Consider the following 20,736-nt stretch of genomic DNA (forward strand, 5'->3'; position numbering starts at 1 on the left):
GCAAACCTTAGAGCGCAAGCTCATCGCAGACAACCCCGAACGGCGATTAAGTTGACCTTTAAATCAACTAATCCACATCACCTACGCCCTGTCACTTGGCGCGTGGCGCACGCATCTTGTCGGCCATGCTGGTCATTTCGCTGTAAAGCAACTGCGGGTTCTTCTGCTTCAGCGCCCAGGCCATGCGGCCCTGCTCATGGGGCAGAATCATAAATTCGCCTTTGCCGATCTCTTGGTAAATGTAGTCGGCAATATCCGCCGCGCTGATCGGCGAGCTTTCCAGCAGCTTGCCGACCTGAGCCTTCATCGCCGGGGTCGGGCCGCGGAAGGAGTCCAGCAGGTTGGTCTGGAAGAACGATGGACACACCACATGCACGCTGACTTCATGCAGTTTCAATTCGATCAGCAGGCTTTCCGACAGCGCCACAACGCCGGCCTTGGCCACGTTGTAGTTACTCATCGCTGGGCCCTGCATCAAGGCCGCCATGGAGGCGATATTGACGATTTTGCCTTTGCTCTTTTCCAGCAACGGCAGGAAGGCCTTGCAACCCTTGACCACGCCCATCAGGTTGATCGCGATCTGCCAATCCCAATCCTCAAGCGACAACTCGCTGAAGAACCCGCCAGAGGCCACACCGGCGTTGTTAACGATCACATCGATGCCGCCGAGCTTCTCCTCGCAGGCCTGGGCAAACGCCGTCAGCTGGCTGTAATCACGCACATCGCAGCGCTGAGTGAAACCATCGCCACCCGCCTCGCGCACCATCTGCAGGGTTTCCACCAGGCCCGGCTCATTGACATCCGATAGAGCCAACTGCCAGCCCTCACGCGCCCAACGCAGGGCAATCTCACGCCCCAAACCCGACCCCGCGCCGGTGATCATCATGCGATTTTGCATAGGAAAGCTGCCTTGTGATGCTGTGATAGATGGAGCCAGTGTAGCCGGGGAAATTATCTTGCCCGCATACCATCATCCATCTGAATAAGGCGGCCTAAGCTCAACTCACGGCCGCCGCCAGCGCTGCCAAAACATCACGCCATAAATCAGCGCATTAAGCAGCAGAACAAACACCCCCAAGCCAATCTGAATCTGCGGCGTCAACCCACCTGGATAGATAATCGGCAGCATATAGTGCTCGACGAAACCACCTCTGTACCCCGCCTGCCCCGCAGCCAAACGCAAGCTGTGCTCCAGCGGCGTCAGGGGGCATGGCCAACGCATCAACTCCACCAACACACCCCACAAGGCCGCCGGCACATGCAACCAGACCAACCCGCGCCACCGCCACACCAGCAACCCGCCCAGCACCGCGAACAGAATAAACAGCAGATGCACGACCACTACTGTATCTGCCGCCATTGCCAACCAGAACATAAAACGCCTCGCTGTTAATCCTCAACCCTATTGCAGTCACTAACACGCAAAGCGTATTAAAAACATGATCACCAGAAAGCAAAAAGGCCGGTTAATAACCGGCCTTAATTAAAACAACGGAACGCGTTAGTTAATGCTCAACTTGTCGCGATTCTTCTCCAGCGTTGCTTCGCCAATACCCTTAACTTCCAACAACTCATCCACCGAAGCGAAATCGCCGTGCTCATCACGATAAGCCACAATTGCCTGCGCCTTGACTTCACCAATCCCCAACAACTCACGTTGCAGGGTGGCGGCATCAGCAGTATTGAGATTGATCTTACCGACCGGAGCCACTTCAGCTGACTCAACAACGGGCGCTGGCTGGGTGTGAGTTTCGGCGGCGGAAACCGCTAGGGACATTGAAGCAAGAACAGCGAACAGCAGAGACGACAGTTTGGCTTTTAGCATACAAGAATCCCTTCGTTAGTTTTCAGAGCGTGGGACTTCCTTCTCCACGCTCTGAAAACTAGCTGCTGTCATCCAGTTGTCAAATCACTTCCACTCTCACCACCGAACAAGTCGAACTAGGGTTCAAAACGACGCTTAACATGAATCCAGTCAACAATCTCACCCTCAGGCTTGTAGCCATTGACCGTTTCCCGCAGCAACTGCCGCACTCGTTCATAATCGTCGCACTCAACTGCGACCAGCAACTCGCTCAGACGCTCTTTGAATAACTCCCAGGGCAGGTGCTCCTCATTGGCGCGCATGATCATCGGGTGCTCAGTCGGACTGACGTTATCGCCAATCAGCAACTCTTCGTAGAGCTTCTCGCCTGGACGCAGGCCGGTGAACTCAATGGCGATATCGCCGTGTGGGGTTTTATCCGAGCGCACACTCAACCCACTAAGGTGAATCATCTTCTCGGCCAGTACAGCAATTTTCACCGGTTCGCCCATATCCAGAACGAACACATCACCGCCCTCGCCCATGGACCCCGCTTGAATTACCAACTGCGCGGCCTCAGGGATGGTCATAAAGTAACGCGTGATATTGGGATGGGTAACCGTGACCGGCCCACCCTTGCGGATCTGTTCATGAAATAGCGGGATAACCGAACCAGACGAGCCTAAAACATTACCGAAGCGCACCATGGTAAAGCGCGTTTTATTGAACTGATGCACGGCCTCATCATCAGCGAACAACACAGGCGCAGATTCGCGGCTGAGTGCCTGCAGCACCATCTCAGCCAACCGCTTGGTGCTGCCCATTACGTTAGTCGGCCGCACCGCCTTATCAGTGGAAATCAATACGAAGTTGGTTACACCGGCTTTGACCGCGGCTTGCGCAGTATTGAGCGTCCCCATCAGATTGTTCAACACACCCTCGGCAATATTGTGCTCCACCATCGGTACATGCTTGTAAGCCGCTGCGTGGTAAACCGTATTGACCTTCCAGGTGCACATCACATCAGCCAACCGCGGGGCGTTACGAATCGAGCCCAGAATCGGCACCAGACGAAGTGGCAAAGACTCACGCTTGACCCTCGCCTCCAGCTCACTGTGAATGCTGTACAGATTGAATTCGCTGTGTTCGAACAGCAGAAGGGTTGCAGGCCCATTCAGTAGAATCTGCCGACAAAGCTCAGAACCAATGGAGCCTCCTGCCCCGGTAACCATTACCACCTGATTACGGATACAGCGCTCGAACAACGCTTGCTGCGGCGGTACGGCATCACGACCAAGTAGATCGGCAATGTCGACTTCTTGAACATCCTCAACCTTGACCCTGCCACTGGCCAGATCCATAAAGCCAGGAATACTGCGTACATGAAGCGGAAATACTTCCAAACCCTCAAGGATCTGTCGGCGCCGTCCACGTGAGGCCGAAGGCATCGCAAGGAGGATTTCATCGGCACCGGTTTCATCAATCATTTGCTGAATATGTTTGGGGGTATAAACCCTTAAACCAGCGATATTACGGTTGGCTATGCTTGAATCATCATCGATAAAAGCGACAGGTCGCATGGCTCGCCCCATGCGCAAGGCAGTGACCAGTTGATTACCGGCCGCACCAGCTCCGTATATAGCAACCCGTGGCAAATTTTTGTCACGACCTATAAATGGCAGCTCAAGCCCGCCCATGTACCAATCGCCCATAAAATACTGACGCATCACAAGGCGCAAGCCGCCGATAAGTACGAGACTAAGCCACCAGTAGTTGAATACCAAAGAGCGCGGTACAAGAGCGGGCGCTTCGCGATACCAATAAACCGCAAGAGCAAGAATCAATGCAGATAAGGAAACGGCTTTAGCAATTGTCCAAAGCGCATCATTACCCAGATAGCGCATAACAGCACGATACATACCAAGGCGAATAAAAAGAGGAATAGCAAGTACAGGTGCTAAGGCAAACAACCAAAAGTGGCCACCTAAGGGATCAATTTGATCATACGTCCCCAAACGAACGACAAAAGCGAGCCACAGCGCCACCCAAACAAGCAGCACATCAACCATGACCTGCAGCAACCGCTTATAGCGGCGCCTCAAGCCCAAGAGTCTTTCGCGAAACATACTCACTCCATTAAGAAAAGCGAAATACCGGCCTTTCTCACACTGCAACTATCTTATCGCGCAGCAGCTTCCATAACCTCAGCCAATATAGAGCAGGTCTTGTCGATCTCTGCATCAGTTAAAGTTGGATGTACAAGGAACATCAAACTAGTCTCACCAAGTTCATGAGCTATAGACAAATGATTTTTTGGGCGCCAACCGGTACCGTCGAAGGCAGCTTCAAGATAAACCTCAGAGCAAGAACCAGAAAAGCAAGGAACGCCACGAGCCGAAATTTCATTAAGAATTCGATCACGATTCCAGCCTTCCAGCAGCTGGCCTGGATCGACAAACACATAACACTTGTAGGCAGCATGCTGGATAAAATCTGGCACCACAGGCACGCGCACCCCCTGCAACTTAGACGCACAGAACCATATGCGCTGAGCATTAGCCTTCCGAACAGCATGCCACTGAGGCATTTGCCGGAGTTGTATACGACCAATAGCAGCTTGAACCTCAAGCATCCGCCAGTTAGTACCAAAACTCTCATGCAGCCAGCGAAAACCAGGGGCGTGTGAACGCTCGTAAACAGCCTCCCAACTCTTGCCATGATCTTTGAATGACCACATTTTCGACCAAAGCACTCGATCATTTGTAGTCACCATGCCACCTTCGCCACCGGTGGTCATGATTTTGTCCTGGCAAAATGACCATGCACCGACATGCCCAATTGAGCCTACTGCGCGGTCTTTATAGCGAGCACCATGAGCCTGAGCACAATCCTCGATCACTTTAAGATCATGCTCAGCAGCCAGTGCCATGATTGGATCCATATCACAAGGCCAACCGGCTAGGTGTACACAAATAACCGCTTTGGTTCGATCGGTCAAAACAGCCGCAATAGATTGAGCAGTAATATTCTGCGAATCACGATCTACTTCAGCGAATACCGGTACAGCTCCTGCATTAACGATTGAGGATACTGATGCAAGAAAGGTACGCGGAGTGACTATGACTTCATCCCCGCGCCCTATATCCAACGCTTTGAGCGCCACATCGAGGGCAACGGTTCCATTTGCTAACGCCACAGCATGCTTGACCCCAACCCATGTAGCGAATTCCTTTTCAAATTCGCGACACTCTTGTCCGGTCCAATAGTTGACTTTATTTGAAAGAATAACTGCACGGACTGCGTCGGCCTCATGATCGCTAAAAGAAGGCCAAGGAGAAAATGGTGTATTCAGCACAATAAAAACTCTTCAAGATTTGGTCGGCATGGGAATAAAAATATGGCGATTAATTAATCTTATCGTCAGACGGCTCATAGCGGTCTGACGATAAGATAAAAGACTAAACGGTAGAAAGTATCCAAGCAAAAGTTACGACATGAAGCAGATGGCCCATTCCTCAGTCTTTCAGCGACCGAGAGGATAGTTTTTAGGGCACGTTCAGCTTAAACAAAGCTTTCGCAGGAACGCCGACTACGGTCAATAAATCTGCAATATCGGCAGTGACTACAGCGCCTGCGCCGACAGTCACTTGAGTACCAATCTGTACAAACTGCCGTACACTAGCACCGATACCTACCCAGCTCAAATCACCGACCTTGACGCCTCCGGCAAGGCGAGCACCTGGGCTGACATGCACACATTCTCCCAGCACGCAGTCATGATCAACACTGGAGCCGGTATTAATGATAGCGCCCCGACCAATCAGAGCCTCGGCGTTGACCACAGCCCCAGCGAACACCACCGATCCGCTCTTCAGTTCAGCATAGCGACTAACCGTCGCTGCAGGATGCACCAGACTGCAAAGACGTCCCCCCGCTTCTTCCAACTCCAGCAGCTTACGATACCGAATGCGATTATTGCCAATAGCGACTAATACACCGTCATATATCTGCATACGGCTTTTCAGCAAGGCCGTATCACCAACCACTTGCCATTCGCCAATACTGTTGAGCTGTGGCCATGCATCGTCAAAGAAGTCTATGACCTCCCAACCACAACACTCGGCAGTGTCGGCCACCACCTTGCCATGACCGCTGGCACCTAAGATCGCCAACCTGTTCATTGCCGGTTACCGGAGAACTTAGGCATGGTTACCTCACCATCCGCACTGATGCCGTCTCGTACCAGAACTTTCTTCACCGTGAGGAAAAGAATTTTGCAGTCCAGCCAGATAGATCTGTTATTCACGTACCAGACATCCAGCCTGAACTTGTCCTCCCAGCTCAGTGCATTACGGCCATTGATCTGCGCCCAGCCAGTAACGCCGGGGCGCACTTCATGACGGCGATACTGCTCTGCGCTGTATAGCGGCAGGTACTCCATCAATAGGGGGCGGGGCCCAACCAGACTCATGTCGCCCTTGAGCACGTTCCACAGCTCAGGCAACTCATCTAAGCTACTGGCGCGCAAAAAGCTTCCAAAGCTGGTCATGCGCTGAGAATCAGGCAGCGGATTGCCATCCACATCGAAAGCATCAAGCATGGTTCGAAATTTCACCATCTTGAACGGAACCCCGTGCAGTCCTGGCCGAACCTGCGAAAAAATTACCGGTGAACCCAGCTTGCGACGGATGCACACCGCTACGGTTGCAATGATCGGGACAAGGACGATCAGGCCGAACGAAGCAAGGACAATGTCCAGAAGCCGCTTCACTTGCCGTCCCCAGGGAAAAGAATCGTTAGATAGTCACTGGCCAGCTTCGAATAACTACGATTCTGCAGCAACCATTCACGCCCTCGCAGACCAATTTGCTCACGCACCGCTTGGTTACGGCGACTCATCTCGAGAATAGCGGCCACCAACGAGCTAACATCGTTAGCCGGGACGAATGTACCGCATCCCGCCTCGTTTATCATCGACGGATAACCATTGTAAGAGGCAACAACTGGCTTGGCCGCCAGCATGTAGTCAATGACCTTGTTCAAAGACTGACCGTAGTCCCAAACCTTGGAATCGTGCACCGAAAAATAGAGGAGATCGCCTTTTTCCAGGACTGCCTGAACCATGTTTCGCGGAACCTTCGGCGCGAACACTAGGTTGGGAAGATCACCATACTGAATCTGGTAGCTTTGCCTCAGGGCACCGTCGCCAACAATGATGAACTCAATACCGGCGTGCTCGCGCATGGCTTCTGCGGCGGCGAAAAACACATCCAGCGCGTTAGTTATACCGATAGTTCCCGCATGCACGACCTTGAACTTATTACTGGAAAGGTAGCGCTCAACATAATCAACGGGAAGATCGACAACGTCGCTAAAATGAGATTGACTTACGCCCATGGGCACACAAAAGACAGGCCGCTCACAGCCAATCTCGTTGTACACATGCTCAGCCAGATTGGGCATAGTTCCGACGATGGCATCAGACTTTCGGTAAGAGAGTCGCTCCAACCAAGCCAACCCTCTGACAAATAGGTTCCGGTTGCTGAAGCCACCTTCCTCCACAATGGTTAGTGGCCAAATGTCGCGCACCTCAAATACTAGCCGAGACTTGTATTTAAAGCGTATCAGCAGACCATTGATGATAGTCAGCAGCGACAGGCTGGAAATAATAACCACGTCAGGGCGCGGCAACTGACTCTTGTCTAACCAGAACAGATTCCACTCGAAATGGAACCAACTCAAAATCCTGCGCAACGACTTGGCGACCGAGTACTTCATCGTTTTCAGCCAAACGATCTTTACACCACCGGCCACCTGCTGCGTCACACGCGCCTGTAATACAGGTAGATCCACCAGATTGTTAGAGTCCGAGCTGATCACGAGCACCTGATAACCAGCACGCTGCATCTCATCTACCAGAAACCAACCCCGACCTCCGGGACTATTTGCAGTCTTGGGGGAAAAATACTTGGTGACGTACCAGATCGTTTTGTTCATCGCGTCAGCTGGTCCGTCAGTCTTTGTACAAACGTGGAATTGCATTGATGACTTTGATCACCTCAGTGAAATCCATCCCCAGAGCATCAAGATACCAGCGAATGTTTTGGTAGCGAGGGCGGTTCTCCTCTTGCACCAGTTCGAGTGCACGCTCGCGAGTAATCTCACCCTCACGCACCTGATTACTGCGAAAGGTGTCATGCTCAGAAAAACCAGCGACGAGGTAATAGATATAGTTATACAGCCCTGCTGTACCATCGCCGATACGCCAGGTAGTGCTGGTATCGACTGCAAGCTCCCAGCCATAGTCGTTGATTAGCGTGTCATCGATGACTTTCTCATCCCAACGCCAATAATCGAAGATGTGATAGTAATCCTTCTTTTCAGTGAAGCTGCGATAGTACTCGCCAGACAGAGTGTCCCAGAGCGAGCTATTGAAATAGCCCGGACTTTTGAGCATCGCTTTAAAACGCAAGCTCTGGTACTCCATCTGTTTTTGCCAGCCGTGCATATAGACGCGTTTTTCCTCGAAGTCAGGTGGCACGCCGAGGAAGCCAGCCTTAAAGTGAGTCACCTCAAGAGGGTTGACGCCCCAGAGGTTCAGACTCACACCAGTTTGCTTTTTCACCGTTTCAATATGACGGAAGAAATGTTTGTCACCCGCAGTCAGAATACTGATCATTCCTAGATGCGGAGCCTTCAACCAAGCTTTGAGGTTGACGGCAATATTCCTGCGCTTTTTGGCGATATCGTCGGCAACGATAATATTCTCTACACCAAGCTCGGCACTCATCCGGCTGATATTGCGCCGGCCAAGATCGGTCACCATCCCCCAGTCATAGGTGTAGGTGACGGCGTTCATCTTCAGCTCTTTAACAATCAGATGCAGCCCGTAACAGCTATCACGGCCGCCGGAGAATGGCACTATACAGTCGGTAGCACCGGCGCGGCGGTAACCCTCTACGAGATTGAAGAGCTCTTCCTTTGGTTTAGGTACATTGCGCGGAGTATAGGTGTGGCAGTAGTTGCACACACCGTCCGAATCAAAAGCGATGAACGGCATCGTCTCCGGAAGAATGCAGCGAGTGCAACGACGCAGGTTCGGCTGAGGGTAAAGCAGCTGCTTTTCTTCGGACGAAATGAATTGGAAAGGCGGAATCAGATTATTAACACGCTGATTGTTGTCGGAAACACTGATGTCCGTTGAAGCAGGTAAATCCAAGACAACGGCGTCTTGCTTGACCTGCTTGATATCTGAGCAGCCAATCTGGGTGAGCGGGAACATTTCCGAAGAAAAGCAGACCCCCTCCTGAGTGGTACCAACATAAAGACTGCCATTGTTTGAGAACAGCAAAGCCTTGCCCAGACGAGGAATAACTATGGCACAGGCAACAACACCGACACACAAAGTCAGCACCTTGTGCGCCAGCCCGTCGAGGTCGTCCCCCGACTCGTCCAGGTGATGCTCGGTAATGGCAGCAATCACCTCACTATCGATTTCGAGAGCACGGGTGGGCTTGATATGGTTCCACAGCTCAGCATCATTCACGATGATGCCGTTGTGGATAACGCAAATATCGCCACGAACAACCGGTTGGTTGTCGGAAAGACCGTTAGTGATCAAACGACTATGGCCAAAAACGAAAGCAGACTCGAAAGGTTTTACCTGAGAAATCAGTTTTTTGATGTCGTAATCGGCCCGCTTGACTTGATAGCCCGAAGGATCGCCGTAGATCAGACCACTGGAGTCACGTCCACGCTGCCTGGCATGCAAAGCTAGAACCATCAGGTTTTCTTGGTTAACTTTTTCCTTGGCGATAAAGCCAAAAATTCCGCACATAAAATGACTCTTTAAAGTGGCAGCCTCACCGTCTGGGCAGTGATAATTTGCGTAAGGTTGTGAAATAAGGCGTTACGAAGTTAAGAGAATTGAAGCTGCCACCCGTTGCGCCGCGTCACCCGCTCCATAAGGCTGAACATCTTGACCTAGAGTATCCAGCGCAGCATCAATAGCCGACTTTACCACTCCCACATCCTCCGGTGGCGCAAGCCGATTCCACCCAGCCTGTACAAGCTCCACCCATTCGGTTTCGTTACGCAGGGTGATACAGGGCACCCGATAGAAAAAGGCTTCTTTTTGTACTCCGCCGCTGTCAGTAGCAATCAACGCAGCAAATTTTTCCAATTGCACCATGTCCAGATAACCAAGCGGATCAATCAACGTAACTTGACTGGCCAACGCCTCCAGCAAACCGGCTTTTTGTAGCTTGGCACGTGTACGCGGGTGCAGCGGCCAAACTACAGGCAGAGTACGGGCGGTAACACGAAGGGCTTCTACAATGACGGCAAGACGCTGAGGGTGATCAGTGTTTTCCTGACGATGGATGGTCGCAAGCACATAACCCTTTTCTGTAAGACCTAGCGCGGCCATCAAGCCGGTATCCGCTCGTACACGACTGCCATGGTGTAAGGCAACGTCATACATCACATCGCCAACTTCGGTGATACTGCTCTGCGCATGACCTTCACGCAACAGATTAGCGCTAGCAGTATGAGTAGGGGTAAATAGCCAGCGGGAGATGCGATCGGTCAGGATACGATTTATCTCTTCGGGCATTTTCATATTGAAACTGCGAAGTCCAGCCTCGACATGCGCAACTGGTATATCCAGCTTAGCTGCGGCTAAGGCACCAGCCAAAGTGGAGTTGGTATCACCATAGACTAGAACAACATCAGGCTGCTCCTGCAGTAATACCTGCTCCACCGCTTCAAGCATGCGCCCGGTCATGGCGCCATGATTACCGCCATGGATATCCAGGAAATAGTCCGGCTTGCTCATACCTAACTCGTCGAAGAAAACTTCAGACATATTGGCATCATAGTGCTGACCTGTATGAAGCATCACTTCGGCCAGCCCAGAGGTGGAAGCGATGGCGTGACTGACTACGCTGGCCTTAATAAATTGAGGGCGCGCACCCAAGACGGTCAGGACTTTTTTCATGACTACTTACCCTCTGATGCTTCGCTGATCGGAACAACATTCGAGGCTAAAACCTCCTGATAAAGCTGAATCAGCTTCCTTTCTTCATTAAGCCAATTGTACTTTTCTAGAACTGCTCTACGACCATTTTCCCCCATCCGCTCACAGCCGGCGGGATCACTTATCATTTGCGCAATTGCTTGGCGAATATCATCAGGATTAGCGGGATTGACACAAATCCCACATTGAGCACCATCAACAATATCTCGCCAAAGAGGAAAGTCGGAAGCAATCACTGGTAATCCAGCCGCCATATACTCAAATAGCTTATTGGGAAAAGCATTAACATGGTTAGGCTCTGGCAAATAGCAGATCATGCCTACCATTGCCCCCCTCATAGCCTCAACAGCTGACTTACGGTCAATATTTCCCAAGTAATCAACATTGTGCCATCCCGGAAGTCGCTCTAGTTCCTTTCTTGTATCGTCGCTATCAAAAGGACCAGCCAAAACCATCCTTGTCTGTAGAGATGCTAAAGCAACAATAATCTCACGCACCCCACGGACAAGCGTGATCCCGCCTAAAAAGCAGACTACTGGGTTAGGATTTCTAGTAGCCGACACACTAATAATTTCAGATTGTAGGGGGAAATTATTAATAGCGATTGACCGACATCCTATACTCGAAAACCTCTCAGCTATAAATGGCGTTGCCCCAACCACGCAAGCCATTCGGCGCGCGACAAAATTCTCAAAAAACTCGAAGCACATAGAAACTATTCGACGTATCAAAAAAGGGATCCAATCGCGACTCATAATAGATCTAGGCACATCTTCATGACTATCATAGATGACCTTGGCGCCACGCCCCTTGAGCGCAATTGCTATCGTCAACAACTCTGGATCATGAAAGTGGTAGATGCTCGCATTTATCTGCCGCGCTCTACGCAGCAAAAGCTTTGGGAACACCAACATACGCTGAAAACGTCCATGGGGAATACCGACATCTAGAACCTCGACATTACCAATCTTGGCGTCACCCTCACCATCAGCCACTACAAAATAGACACGGTATCCGGCAGCTGCAAGACTATTGCATTGTTTCAAGTGCACGCGTAACTCGTTACGGTGGTGACCTGAACTAACATGAACAACCTTAATCAAAGCAACTCCTTAACTTCGAGCTTTTCCTGCAGCCCCATGTAATATAACGAGCCACAAACTTCGTATCCTGCTGCTTGATGCTGGGCCGGATGCGATAGATATCCGATCGTGTCATTGGCACATGACACAAGAAAATCAGAAGATTCAAAAGCAGTCATTTCAAGATGATAGAGATGTGAAATCTCGAACGGAAAAAAATGAAACTTCACCCCAGGGAAAAACTCGACAGAAAAAGCATCTACAGCCTCTCCACCGAGTAGAATTAGCTGCCGAGTCTGGACATTAAATTCATCGGCCACCAACGAGACTTCTCGATACTTAACTGCCGCCTTGACGGCTTCAATATATTTTCCATTTAAGCGAAAAATGTCCGCAGCATCCGGACGCCAATTGAATTTCCAATTGAGACGAAAACGCGGAAGCCATGAAACCCGCTTCTTTGCAAGATTCGGACGAATATCACCTGCACACCCCTGCAAAAAAACCACAACTTCAACATCAAAACGCTCTCTAACCGCCTGACGAACTGCGCCAATGTAGTCAGAAGACAACTCACAGTTAACACCGCGACTGGTTGGATGACAGGCATGATAAACCAAGACAAAATGGGCACATTTGTCATCACAAAATTCAAAAAAATAAATTGATTTATCGATGACTTTTGCATCATTCGGATAAAACCCGAAACGACTCGATAAAAACCGATTTAATAAATTATCTGGATAATCAAATCTACGATATACCGGAACGTCCAATTCGGACCGATAAAGACGACATACCGTTGAGTCGACTTCATCGAGTTGCATCTGTTCTAGAGCGTCAACATATGCATCAAAACCAACCTGACTAAATTCACCAATATGCGGCTTTCGATCATCAAGCATTGGGGCATAATGGGTATGCGTGGCCGCTAAAATATGATTTATATCACCCTTATTAAAGTAATCGACCAAACGTCCCGCATACAAAGCATCGACTGAAGAAATACGATAATTAAAACCGTCCGCAGTCCGAACCTCGAACCCATTGCATTCGAGCATTTCGCTTGAACTCAACGACATTCGGCTTGCATCCCCCCCCCCCAAAGGCTCACCTGGCTGCAGATTAACTTTAGATGAAAATAGTTTTACCCTCATCAATACAGCCTCAAGCTACAAGTTGGGCAGAAGCTCTTTTCACACTTAACGAATCGCGGCTTTTCACGAAGAACAGACAACTCCACCTGTAAAGCTCTTAACGCTGAAGGGACAAATATCCACGACACACCATTCCACTCACCCTTCACCAGATTATCATCTTGCTGATAAAGTTTATAAAATTTACCGAATGATTCGCTACACCCTGGCGCCTCCGGCGCTACTTTCGAATAAACTCGTTTATCATCTACTACATCCCACCGAAGAAGATAACGAATTAAGTGTCGTTGACTCAACCCCAATATGTTCTGTGCGACATGAATTGTTGAGAAACCCGGACTTTCATCAACACAGCCCAAAAGTAACATCGAAAAATCAAACTGCTCCGCCAACTCCTTAATCGGCAGAAAACAAGGCGACTCAGCAGTATGTCGCTTCAGCACCTGAGCAACACGCTCGCCATACCCTGCAAACGCATGAGTAGGATGTCGACTAGCAACCGCTTCAGGCATATCTGAAACAAGCCTACCTAATGATCCTGAATTGGTTTTGTATGGCTCGCCTACGCGCGCAGGAGTTCTCCAGAAAGGCCGTGCGCCATGAAAATATGGGACAATAAGCTCATCAAACTCCAATCTATTTCGTAAAAAATTAATTACGCCTTTATCTGCTCGAATCTGTTTCGCAAGTGGCGCTAAACCAGCACGCACATACAAAATCCCTGATTTACACGCGATCATTATAATAGCCCCCCGAAATGCTAGGAGTAGACATTCACTCGCCTTCCCAGCATACGCTCAACTAAAAACTGAGCCTTCTTGAGTAACTTATAACGACTATCCCAGTTTTCGAAATCAGTGTAATGCCTATTTGGCTCCTGCATTAATTCATCAAACTCAGCACGCGATATGCGCAATTTTTTGCATAAATAAGCGATATCAACCTCAAGCTCCTGAAAATCATAGAGAGGCTCAGCCAGTTTCACAATCGCTTCATCCCGCGCCATCTGACCAGACACAATCAAACTAGAAAGATGAGGACGGCGCTTATCCATACCAAATTTTTCCGGCAAATAGTAATTCTGGAAAAACTTTGTAAAAACAGACTCCCCATGTTTGCGAGGGTACGGTTTGTAGCCAACAGTCTGCTGCAATTCCTTCAAGGCTTCCGCCTTGTCGTAAACCATGTAATTCAAAGGGCGTACCGTACGCATTTTCTTTACAAACGGATACCAAATATAGTGCTCAGAAAAACTAATAGTTTTATAATTCTTAAGCTTAGATTTTCCATACTTATTATGTATAGCATTCAAATTTATGGCATCCATTGCACTACCATGCCAGGCAGAAGGCGAGACACCCTCTGTCGCCAAATTACCGCCCGACAGGATGTAACGAATGTTATTCTTTGTAGCAAAATGGTAAAGGCTAGAAAAAAACACATGATCTTGCGGCACATCTTGGTTGGCTATTGCGGCGCGTAAATAGGCTAGCTGCAGATCTCTCATCTCTTCCCAATCTACAACATGTGTATGAAGATCATAACCGCAATGTTTGACAATAGATTCAATATTGGCAACGGCTAATTCACTGTTCCAACCGGCATCGACATGCATAACCAGTGGACGTAATCCCCACTCCTGCATTTTGATTGCCAGATAGGAACTGTCCACACCACCGCTCAGCCCCAGAATACAGTCATATTCCTGACCCTTGCCGCTAGTCTTGATTTGCTCGACCAAAGCAGCCCAGCGATTGCGACCCTCAGCATTGGGGAACCACTCGCCACCCGCACGCTGATCAAACTGGTGGCAATGATTACAAATACCCTGCTCGTCAAAAGTAATTTCCGGGTCGGTCGTATCCATCACGCAACGGGTACAGCATTGATAATTCATCGTTCTATGCCTTTTTAAAAATCGCTTCCAGCTCAACTGCCTTGGGGTAGTTGATCAACACAGCACGGTGCTTACCATGGAACACAAACATACTACCTGCCGCTACGGCAGAAGCCCCCCCCTCGTGCACGGCCTGGCGCAGATGCTCTATCGAACCGGCCCCACCACAGACAACGACTGGAACAGGGGCTTGAGCTACGCTGCGCACCAACGCCAAGTCGTAACCCGTCATTGCACCATCTCGCTCCACGTCGTTGATGAGCAATTCGCCCACCCCGGCTTGCACGAGGCTCTGAATATGCTGCTGTAAATTCAGTTTTGTCTCTGCAGTGGCAGATTTCGCCATGACCGCATAACCACCGAAGAGTTTACGTCTTACATCCACAGCCCCCACGATGGCCTGACTCCCAAAAACATCCACGGCGGCACGAATGGTATCAGTGGACTCGGTGGCCAGCGTGTTGATGACCACCTTTTCAACCCCAGAGCGAATCAAACGGCGAATCTGCTCCAGACTGCGCACCCCTCCACCATACGCCACGGGCATGAACGCTTCTCCCGCCATCTCAGCAATCAGCTCATAGTTGGGCTCTCGCCCCTCGCGTGAAGCATCAATATCAAGAATAACAATTTCATCAGCTTCTTTATCGCTGAAAATACGTACGGCATTAACCGGATCACCTACATACACTGCATCTTTAAATTTTCTGGTTTTTACCAAACCATTGCCACGCAGTAGCAAGCAGGGAATTACCCTCGCTTGAATCATGGAGCCCACCTTGCAAAAGCATTCAATAACTGTTTACCAAAACGATGGCTCTTCTCTGGATGAAACTGCACGCCCGCAATATTCTCACGCACAACTCCCGCAGCGAAGTCGATACCGTAATGCGCACTCAACAATACTTCTTCTGAATTTCTGGGCTGCATGTAGTAACTGTGAACAAAATAAAAGCGTGTATCTGCTGCCATGTCATGCGTCAGTGGCTGATCGATTTGCGTTGCAGTTACTTGATTCCAGCCCATGTGGGGCACTCGCAAATTCGGCAGTTCCGGAAATCGCTTAACGGTCATATCCAACCAGCCCAGCCCAGGCTCAACGCCTTCAGCACTGCCAAGTCCCAACATTTGCGCCCCAACACAAATACCCAAAAGCGGCACACCGCGCTGTAAAACCTGCTGTTCCAGGACGGGAACCAAGCCAGTCGCGCGCAAGTTCCGCATACAAGCATCGAAAGAGCCGTTACCCGGAAGAATAATGCGCTCTGCTTGTAGCACTTCGTCCGCTTGTGCAACCACCTTAGAGGGTATGCCAAGGCGTTGCAGCATGTTGACGACTGCAAATACATTGCCGATATCGTAATCAATAATTGCAATCATTTTTAAAATAACCAACAGGAAAATTCAAACACGATTGTTTTCTAGCTTTCTAGAAAAATAAAAAAGCACTGACGCCATTCCAATACCTGAAGACAACAATGCAGTAGTCACTGACTGTTCAAGAATAAGAACACCAAACATCAAAGAAACAAATACAAAAACCTCACTCCTTAGACGCAAAGAATTCAGATAAACCAACACAATACCAACAAGAGTCATGGCACACAAATACCCCCCCAAACCATACTGAAGAAGCAAATATAAAAATGCATTTGTGTTGGCATTTAGCCCCGCAACTCCCAAAAAATCTTCCCCGACATACATGCTCGCCGACTTCGACACTAGAAGACCAGTCGCAAAAGAAAAATCCGCACCACCGATCACTTGAAGATAAGCACCAACCAGATAACTACCGACGTAAAAAACGCGCCTTATTAAATAATCTTCAACATAAGAATAGCCAAACAACAAAAACTCCACCCAAGCCAAAATAAATATCGACAAAAAAATGTAGTAAATGCCATTGAAAAACCTCACCTCGCCGCCACCTCTCCTTAAGAAATAAGCAAACCCTCCCGCAAAAAACATGTACATCAAAGGAGCCTTGACACCATATATATAATAAAACCCCACATATAAAAATATTGAAAAGACAACAAAAACAACCCGACTTCTCAACACCCCCCAGAAAAACATAAGGGGCAGCATGCAATTCATGACAATCGAAGACATATAGGCGACGAAAGTTCTAGTCCCATATAGCTCCCTACTCTCAAGCCTCCTAACATGACTATCCGCAAGAGAAAACGAAGAACTAACAGGAGAATTTATAAGCAAAGCAACAACAGAAAACGCAGATAATAACAAAATAAACTTCACCAACCCTTCTTCCGACACCACAGTTACCGGTAAAACTCTTAATCTCACCCTACAAAAAAACATCACACCAAAAAAAGGCACTAAAACTGCGATAAAATTTACCGCCGAAAAACCTCCCCAAACATCGTACAAAAGTGCATACGGCATTAAAACGATCATGCCATAAAGAAGCAAAAAGTAATCCGACGGCTTCTCATACTCCTTATGAAATAAATACACACCAAAAATAACAACCAGAGCACACATTAAAATATAGACTACATCTACATTGATCTGACCGTACCCGTAGCTCTCATTATTTGGATAACCAAAAAAATAGTACGTACTTGAAATCATTAACACATACATTAACGACTTAGCTAACGACAAGGCCCACATCAATTACCGCCCCCACTAAGTCGATAAGATATAAGTATATAAACCATGTACATCATGGCATAACCCACCCCATACCCAATCAAAGTGGATCGAGATGATGAAAATCCATAAAGAGCTGCCATCGCGACCACCATCAAGCCTACTTGCCATAACAAATCGACATACTGCTTTTCCACAAGGTAAACCATATAACTCAAGGGACTAGCAACCAAACCCAAGGCAAACATTGGCAGTAACCAAATAGCCATGCGGCCCGACTGTATCCATTCATCCCCAAAGGCAACGCGGAATATATCTTCGGCCAGTAAAACAGTGCAAATAACCATGATTATTGACGCCAGTGCAAGCGCCATAAAAGTCTTTATATATAAATTCCGGCAATTACCAGACTCTCTGATACCTAGCACGGCATAACGCTTGAAAACATCTAAAATTGCTTTCCCCACAAGTCCGACTGGAGCACCAAGAACCCGCATGGTCAGAGCCAAATACCCTGCTGTTTCACCGCCAAATCGGTGAAATACGACAAGCACCGGCAATTGAGCTACGGCGGTATTAATGGAGTCCGCCGGCAGTGCATAAAGAGGAAATTTCTTATATCTCAAAAAGAACTTCAAAAACATATCGTGATGGAAAAATGAACCATAGACAAACCGAGGCATTAGAATCACGGCTGTGACAAAGGAAATTCCGCTGGCTATTACAAACCCCAAAACCAGGCTAACAGCAGCTGGATATCTCAAACCGGCGCCAATTTGAATCAACACGATGGAAAATGCCTGAACAAGCCGCATGGTATTCAACTTTCTATAAGTTCCATCAACCGCTGCCCAAGTTTGCCAAATCTGATTCAACGCCACCAAAAACGCCGCAGGAACAATAAGCGACAACAGGACTGGCTGCTCCGGCAGATAGGCTCTGGCTATACTAAAAGAACTCAAAATATAGAGGGCGACAGAAAGAATGCACGTCATCGAAAGCGTTGTAGCAAGTGTAATAAAAACAGCTTTCGCTCTGTCCTCTCCATCTTCAACGATGGCCAGCACGGTCTCTAGCCTTAAGGTAACGACAACTGCAATAAACGACACTAGCGCAAGCCAAGTGGAAAATTCACCGAACTCACTTGGAGCAAAAATCCTCGCGATGGCCAACGAGCCAATGATTGGTATCGACTGTGCAAAAAGGCTACCGGTAAAAACCGTTGAGACATGTCTCCAGTACGCGCTCACTTACTAGTCTCAATTTTTACATTTTTAAAAAACAAGGGCTTTAATATCTCTTTTGCTTGACTTGCATATTCTAAAGCACCCTTTTCGTTAAAATGACTCTCATCATAATATATAAAAAAATCTTGATATACGGGGACAGCATCAAACAATTTAAGCTCATCGAGCTTGACGTAGGTAACATCACCATACTCCCCTGCGATTTTCTTCAAAATATAATTTGCCGCTTTATAGCTTTCATCACGCCGAACGAAATAATCCAACTCCATAGCATCGAAACGATTTGCTCGCATTGGATTATGTCTGAGCAAGGGTATCTGACTCAGGATATATTTATTCGCTTGCGGAGCACCGCTGCGTAAAAAATCCTCTATTGTGCTTTTAAAGTTTTCACCTTCAAACTGCCAACTCCACATACCAGCAATAAATATTACTTCTGCTTTACTAATATATTTTTGAGCTTCTTTAATTTGATCGCGGCAAGCTACTTGCGCCCATTCAGCAATGCGCTGGTAGTCGAAGCCCGGAATAGTAACGCAACTGCTGGCTGTGATGATGCGGGCTTTGAAGCTTAATTCCTTGCCCAGCTGATCGAAAAACAAGTTGAGCATGGCGGCATGGGAGTCACCCAGCACAAGTACTTCCTTGTCGCTGGCCAGGTCACCTTTAAGACAGCTACCCACCATTTGGCCGTGGCAGATGGTGGCGGAGTCAGCGTAACGCTGATATTCAATAGGCATGGGAACAGGCGTCAGCATTTGGTTGATCTTAGCCATACTGGGGCCAGTGACTAGGGCTGTACCTGCTAGCAAGCCATAACCAAGCATTTGCTTGATATGGGTGCGATGGGCACGCAGTGGGGTTTCCAGCGCGTAGTACGAAAGGATAGAAAGCGTCAGAGTGAGCGCGATGAACAGCAGACTAAACGACAAGTCGAGTACCTGTGAGCCGGTGTAGTAGCGTAGCAAAGCAAGCACTGGCCAGTGCCACAGGTATAGCGAGTATGACAACTCGCCCAGCCAAATCATGGGTTTGCTGTCCAGAAGCTGTCCTACAGGTCCTTGTGCTGGCTGTGACAAGATCAGCAACGCACCTGCGACCGGCAGTAGCGCCGGCAACCCGGGAAAGGGTCCTAATTGGGGTTGTAGAATGGCGGAGACCAGTATCAAGACCACCCCCAGACTACCGAACCAGGATGCCCCCCCCCCCGGCTTCTATGCAAATACATCGCCAGCAGCCCACCGGCAAGAAACTCCGGCAGCCGCGCGTAAAGGCTATAGTACGTGGCCTGTTCGATGCCCAGCACACGTAGGCGGTATTCAGCCACTGCAGTCAGACAGATCAGCAAGGAGGCAAACAGCCATTTAAGCAATTTTGATGGGAATAGTAATACGAGCAGTGGAGCCAGAAGATAGAACTGGATTTCCACTGCCAGCGACCAAGTGTGGAGCAGCGGCTGCTCATGGTTGGCCGGTGCAAAGTAGTCGCCGAAGTCAGCAAAGTAGTGATTACTATTGAACCAAACTGCCTGCTTTAAACCTTGTTTGTAGATGGCCAGGTCTGATGGTAGAAAAAGAACCGCTGCCAGCAGCGAGACTACGATCAGCATGGCAAAATATGCTGGGGCAATGCGCTTGAACCGACTCAAGTAAAAGTAACGTAACGTTTTGAAAAGGCGGTATCCAGGCTGGGACTTTTTGTCCAACAGGATACTGACAATGAGATAGCCCGATATAACTAGGAAAACATCTACCCCAACAAATCCACCCGGCAACCAAGCGGGGTTAAAGTGGAATAGCATGACCAGAAGAACAGCTATGGCACGCAGACTTTGAATATCGCGGCGAAATTGCATGATTGTTAAATATCTGCCATAGAAGAAAACAGGAAAATAGA

General features: G+C 48.9%; 20 protein-coding genes. All 20 read right to left on the bottom strand.

Annotation, left to right across the window (positions count from 1 at the left end):
• Positions 1–91 precede the first annotated feature (91 nt).
• On the bottom strand, positions 92–898 hold the full coding sequence (locus RHP75_RS13665) for an SDR family oxidoreductase (protein ID WP_311088655.1): 807 nt from the start codon (positions 896–898) through the stop codon (positions 92–94).
• 105 nt (positions 899–1,003) lie between these two features.
• Entirely contained in the window at positions 1,004–1,375 is a 372-nt protein-coding gene (locus RHP75_RS13670; RefSeq protein WP_311088656.1) for a DUF2784 domain-containing protein, read from the bottom strand.
• A 126-nt stretch (positions 1,376–1,501) separates the two neighbouring features.
• Entirely contained in the window at positions 1,502–1,825 is a 324-nt protein-coding gene (locus RHP75_RS13675; protein ID WP_311088657.1) for a ComEA family DNA-binding protein, read from the bottom strand.
• Between the two features lie 116 nt (positions 1,826–1,941).
• Positions 1,942–3,930, bottom strand: a complete 1,989-nt coding sequence (locus RHP75_RS13680; protein WP_311088658.1) for a nucleoside-diphosphate sugar epimerase/dehydratase — start codon at positions 3,928–3,930, stop codon at positions 1,942–1,944.
• Positions 3,931–3,983: 53 nt separating this feature from the next.
• A complete protein-coding gene (locus RHP75_RS13685; RefSeq protein ID WP_311088659.1) occupies positions 3,984–5,159 on the bottom strand; it encodes a DegT/DnrJ/EryC1/StrS aminotransferase family protein in 1,176 nt (391 codons plus the stop codon).
• A gap of 190 nt (positions 5,160–5,349) precedes the next feature.
• On the bottom strand, positions 5,350–5,985 hold the full coding sequence (locus tag RHP75_RS13690; protein ID WP_311088660.1) for an acetyltransferase: 636 nt from the start codon (positions 5,983–5,985) through the stop codon (positions 5,350–5,352).
• The gene (locus RHP75_RS13695) at positions 5,982–6,575 is read right to left on the bottom strand and encodes a sugar transferase (RefSeq protein WP_311088661.1); all 594 of its coding nucleotides are present in this window, start codon (positions 6,573–6,575) and stop codon (positions 5,982–5,984) included. Before RHP75_RS13695 ends, RHP75_RS13690 begins: the two co-directional genes overlap by 4 nt.
• Positions 6,572–7,801 carry a glycosyltransferase family 4 protein gene (locus RHP75_RS13700; RefSeq protein ID WP_311088662.1) on the bottom strand — a complete coding sequence of 410 codons (1,230 nt, stop codon included), beginning with the start codon at positions 7,799–7,801 and terminating at the stop codon, positions 6,572–6,574. The genes RHP75_RS13695 and RHP75_RS13700 overlap by 4 nt, the downstream gene beginning before the upstream one ends.
• Before the next feature lie 16 nt (positions 7,802–7,817).
• Complete coding sequence (locus RHP75_RS13705; protein ID WP_311088663.1) at positions 7,818–9,641, bottom strand: hypothetical protein; 1,824 nt, start codon at positions 9,639–9,641, stop codon at positions 7,818–7,820.
• A 72-nt stretch (positions 9,642–9,713) separates the two neighbouring features.
• Positions 9,714–10,802, bottom strand: coding sequence for a non-hydrolyzing UDP-N-acetylglucosamine 2-epimerase (wecB, locus tag RHP75_RS13710; RefSeq protein ID WP_311088664.1), 1,089 nt, complete (start codon positions 10,800–10,802; stop codon positions 9,714–9,716).
• 2 nt (positions 10,803–10,804) lie between these two features.
• Positions 10,805–11,893: a glycosyltransferase family 4 protein gene (locus tag RHP75_RS13715; RefSeq protein WP_311088665.1), complete on the bottom strand. Its 1,089-nt coding sequence runs from the start codon at positions 11,891–11,893 to the stop codon at positions 10,805–10,807.
• A gap of 47 nt (positions 11,894–11,940) precedes the next feature.
• Positions 11,941–13,080, bottom strand: coding sequence for a hypothetical protein (locus tag RHP75_RS13720; protein ID WP_311088666.1), 1,140 nt, complete (start codon positions 13,078–13,080; stop codon positions 11,941–11,943).
• Entirely contained in the window at positions 13,080–13,790 is a 711-nt protein-coding gene (locus tag RHP75_RS13725; RefSeq protein ID WP_311088667.1) for an AAC(3) family N-acetyltransferase, read from the bottom strand. The genes RHP75_RS13720 and RHP75_RS13725 overlap by 1 nt, the downstream gene beginning before the upstream one ends.
• 50 nt (positions 13,791–13,840) lie before the next feature.
• Positions 13,841–14,947: an N-acetyl sugar amidotransferase gene (locus RHP75_RS13730; RefSeq protein WP_311088668.1), complete on the bottom strand. Its 1,107-nt coding sequence runs from the start codon at positions 14,945–14,947 to the stop codon at positions 13,841–13,843.
• 34 nt (positions 14,948–14,981) lie between these two features.
• Positions 14,982–15,746, bottom strand: a complete 765-nt coding sequence (locus RHP75_RS13735) for an AglZ/HisF2 family acetamidino modification protein (RefSeq protein WP_311088669.1) — start codon at positions 15,744–15,746, stop codon at positions 14,982–14,984.
• Entirely contained in the window at positions 15,743–16,357 is a 615-nt protein-coding gene (gene hisH / locus RHP75_RS13740) for an imidazole glycerol phosphate synthase subunit HisH (protein ID WP_311088670.1), read from the bottom strand. The genes RHP75_RS13735 and hisH overlap by 4 nt, the downstream gene beginning before the upstream one ends.
• Before the next feature lie 24 nt (positions 16,358–16,381).
• A complete protein-coding gene (locus tag RHP75_RS13745; protein ID WP_311088671.1) occupies positions 16,382–17,614 on the bottom strand; it encodes a hypothetical protein in 1,233 nt (410 codons plus the stop codon).
• A complete protein-coding gene (locus RHP75_RS13750) occupies positions 17,614–18,843 on the bottom strand; it encodes an oligosaccharide flippase family protein (RefSeq protein ID WP_311088672.1) in 1,230 nt (409 codons plus the stop codon). The genes RHP75_RS13745 and RHP75_RS13750 overlap by 1 nt, the downstream gene beginning before the upstream one ends.
• Complete coding sequence (locus RHP75_RS13755) at positions 18,840–19,958, bottom strand: acyltransferase family protein (RefSeq protein WP_311088673.1); 1,119 nt, start codon at positions 19,956–19,958, stop codon at positions 18,840–18,842. Before RHP75_RS13755 ends, RHP75_RS13750 begins: the two co-directional genes overlap by 4 nt.
• A 47-nt stretch (positions 19,959–20,005) precedes the next feature.
• A complete protein-coding gene (locus RHP75_RS13760) occupies positions 20,006–20,695 on the bottom strand; it encodes an acyltransferase (RefSeq protein ID WP_311088674.1) in 690 nt (229 codons plus the stop codon).
• Between the last annotated feature and the right edge of the window lie 41 nt (positions 20,696–20,736).

Origin of the sequence: Pseudomonas sp. SG20056 (genome assembly GCF_031764535.1) — a bacterium.
Lineage (GTDB): Bacteria > Pseudomonadota > Gammaproteobacteria > Pseudomonadales > Pseudomonadaceae > Aquipseudomonas.

What these genes read in the sequence shown, in the direction of transcription:
- RHP75_RS13735 (WP_311088669.1), bottom strand. Translation starts at nt 15,746, where the DNA reads ATGATTCAAGCGAGGGTAATTCCCTGCTTGCTACTGCGTGGCAATGGT.
- RHP75_RS13720 (WP_311088666.1), bottom strand. Translation starts at nt 13,080, where the DNA reads ATGAGGGTAAAACTATTTTCATCTAAAGTTAATCTGCAGCCAGGTGAG.
- RHP75_RS13690 (WP_311088660.1), bottom strand. Translation starts at nt 5,985, where the DNA reads ATGAACAGGTTGGCGATCTTAGGTGCCAGCGGTCATGGCAAGGTGGTG.
- RHP75_RS13730 (WP_311088668.1), bottom strand. Translation starts at nt 14,947, where the DNA reads ATGGATACGACCGACCCGGAAATTACTTTTGACGAGCAGGGTATTTGT.
- wecB (WP_311088664.1), bottom strand. Translation starts at nt 10,802, where the DNA reads ATGAAAAAAGTCCTGACCGTCTTGGGTGCGCGCCCTCAATTTATTAAG.
- RHP75_RS13760 (WP_311088674.1), bottom strand. Translation starts at nt 20,695, where the DNA reads ATGCAATTTCGCCGCGATATTCAAAGTCTGCGTGCCATAGCTGTTCTT.
- RHP75_RS13665 (WP_311088655.1), bottom strand. Translation starts at nt 898, where the DNA reads ATGCAAAATCGCATGATGATCACCGGCGCGGGGTCGGGTTTGGGGCGT.
- hisH (WP_311088670.1), bottom strand. Translation starts at nt 16,357, where the DNA reads ATGATTGCAATTATTGATTACGATATCGGCAATGTATTTGCAGTCGTC.
- RHP75_RS13670 (WP_311088656.1), bottom strand. Translation starts at nt 1,375, where the DNA reads ATGTTCTGGTTGGCAATGGCGGCAGATACAGTAGTGGTCGTGCATCTG.
- RHP75_RS13745 (WP_311088671.1), bottom strand. Translation starts at nt 17,614, where the DNA reads ATGTGGGCCTTGTCGTTAGCTAAGTCGTTAATGTATGTGTTAATGATT.
- RHP75_RS13700 (WP_311088662.1), bottom strand. Translation starts at nt 7,801, where the DNA reads ATGAACAAAACGATCTGGTACGTCACCAAGTATTTTTCCCCCAAGACT.
- RHP75_RS13680 (WP_311088658.1), bottom strand. Translation starts at nt 3,930, where the DNA reads ATGTTTCGCGAAAGACTCTTGGGCTTGAGGCGCCGCTATAAGCGGTTG.
- RHP75_RS13675 (WP_311088657.1), bottom strand. Translation starts at nt 1,825, where the DNA reads ATGCTAAAAGCCAAACTGTCGTCTCTGCTGTTCGCTGTTCTTGCTTCA.
- RHP75_RS13705 (WP_311088663.1), bottom strand. Translation starts at nt 9,641, where the DNA reads ATGTGCGGAATTTTTGGCTTTATCGCCAAGGAAAAAGTTAACCAAGAA.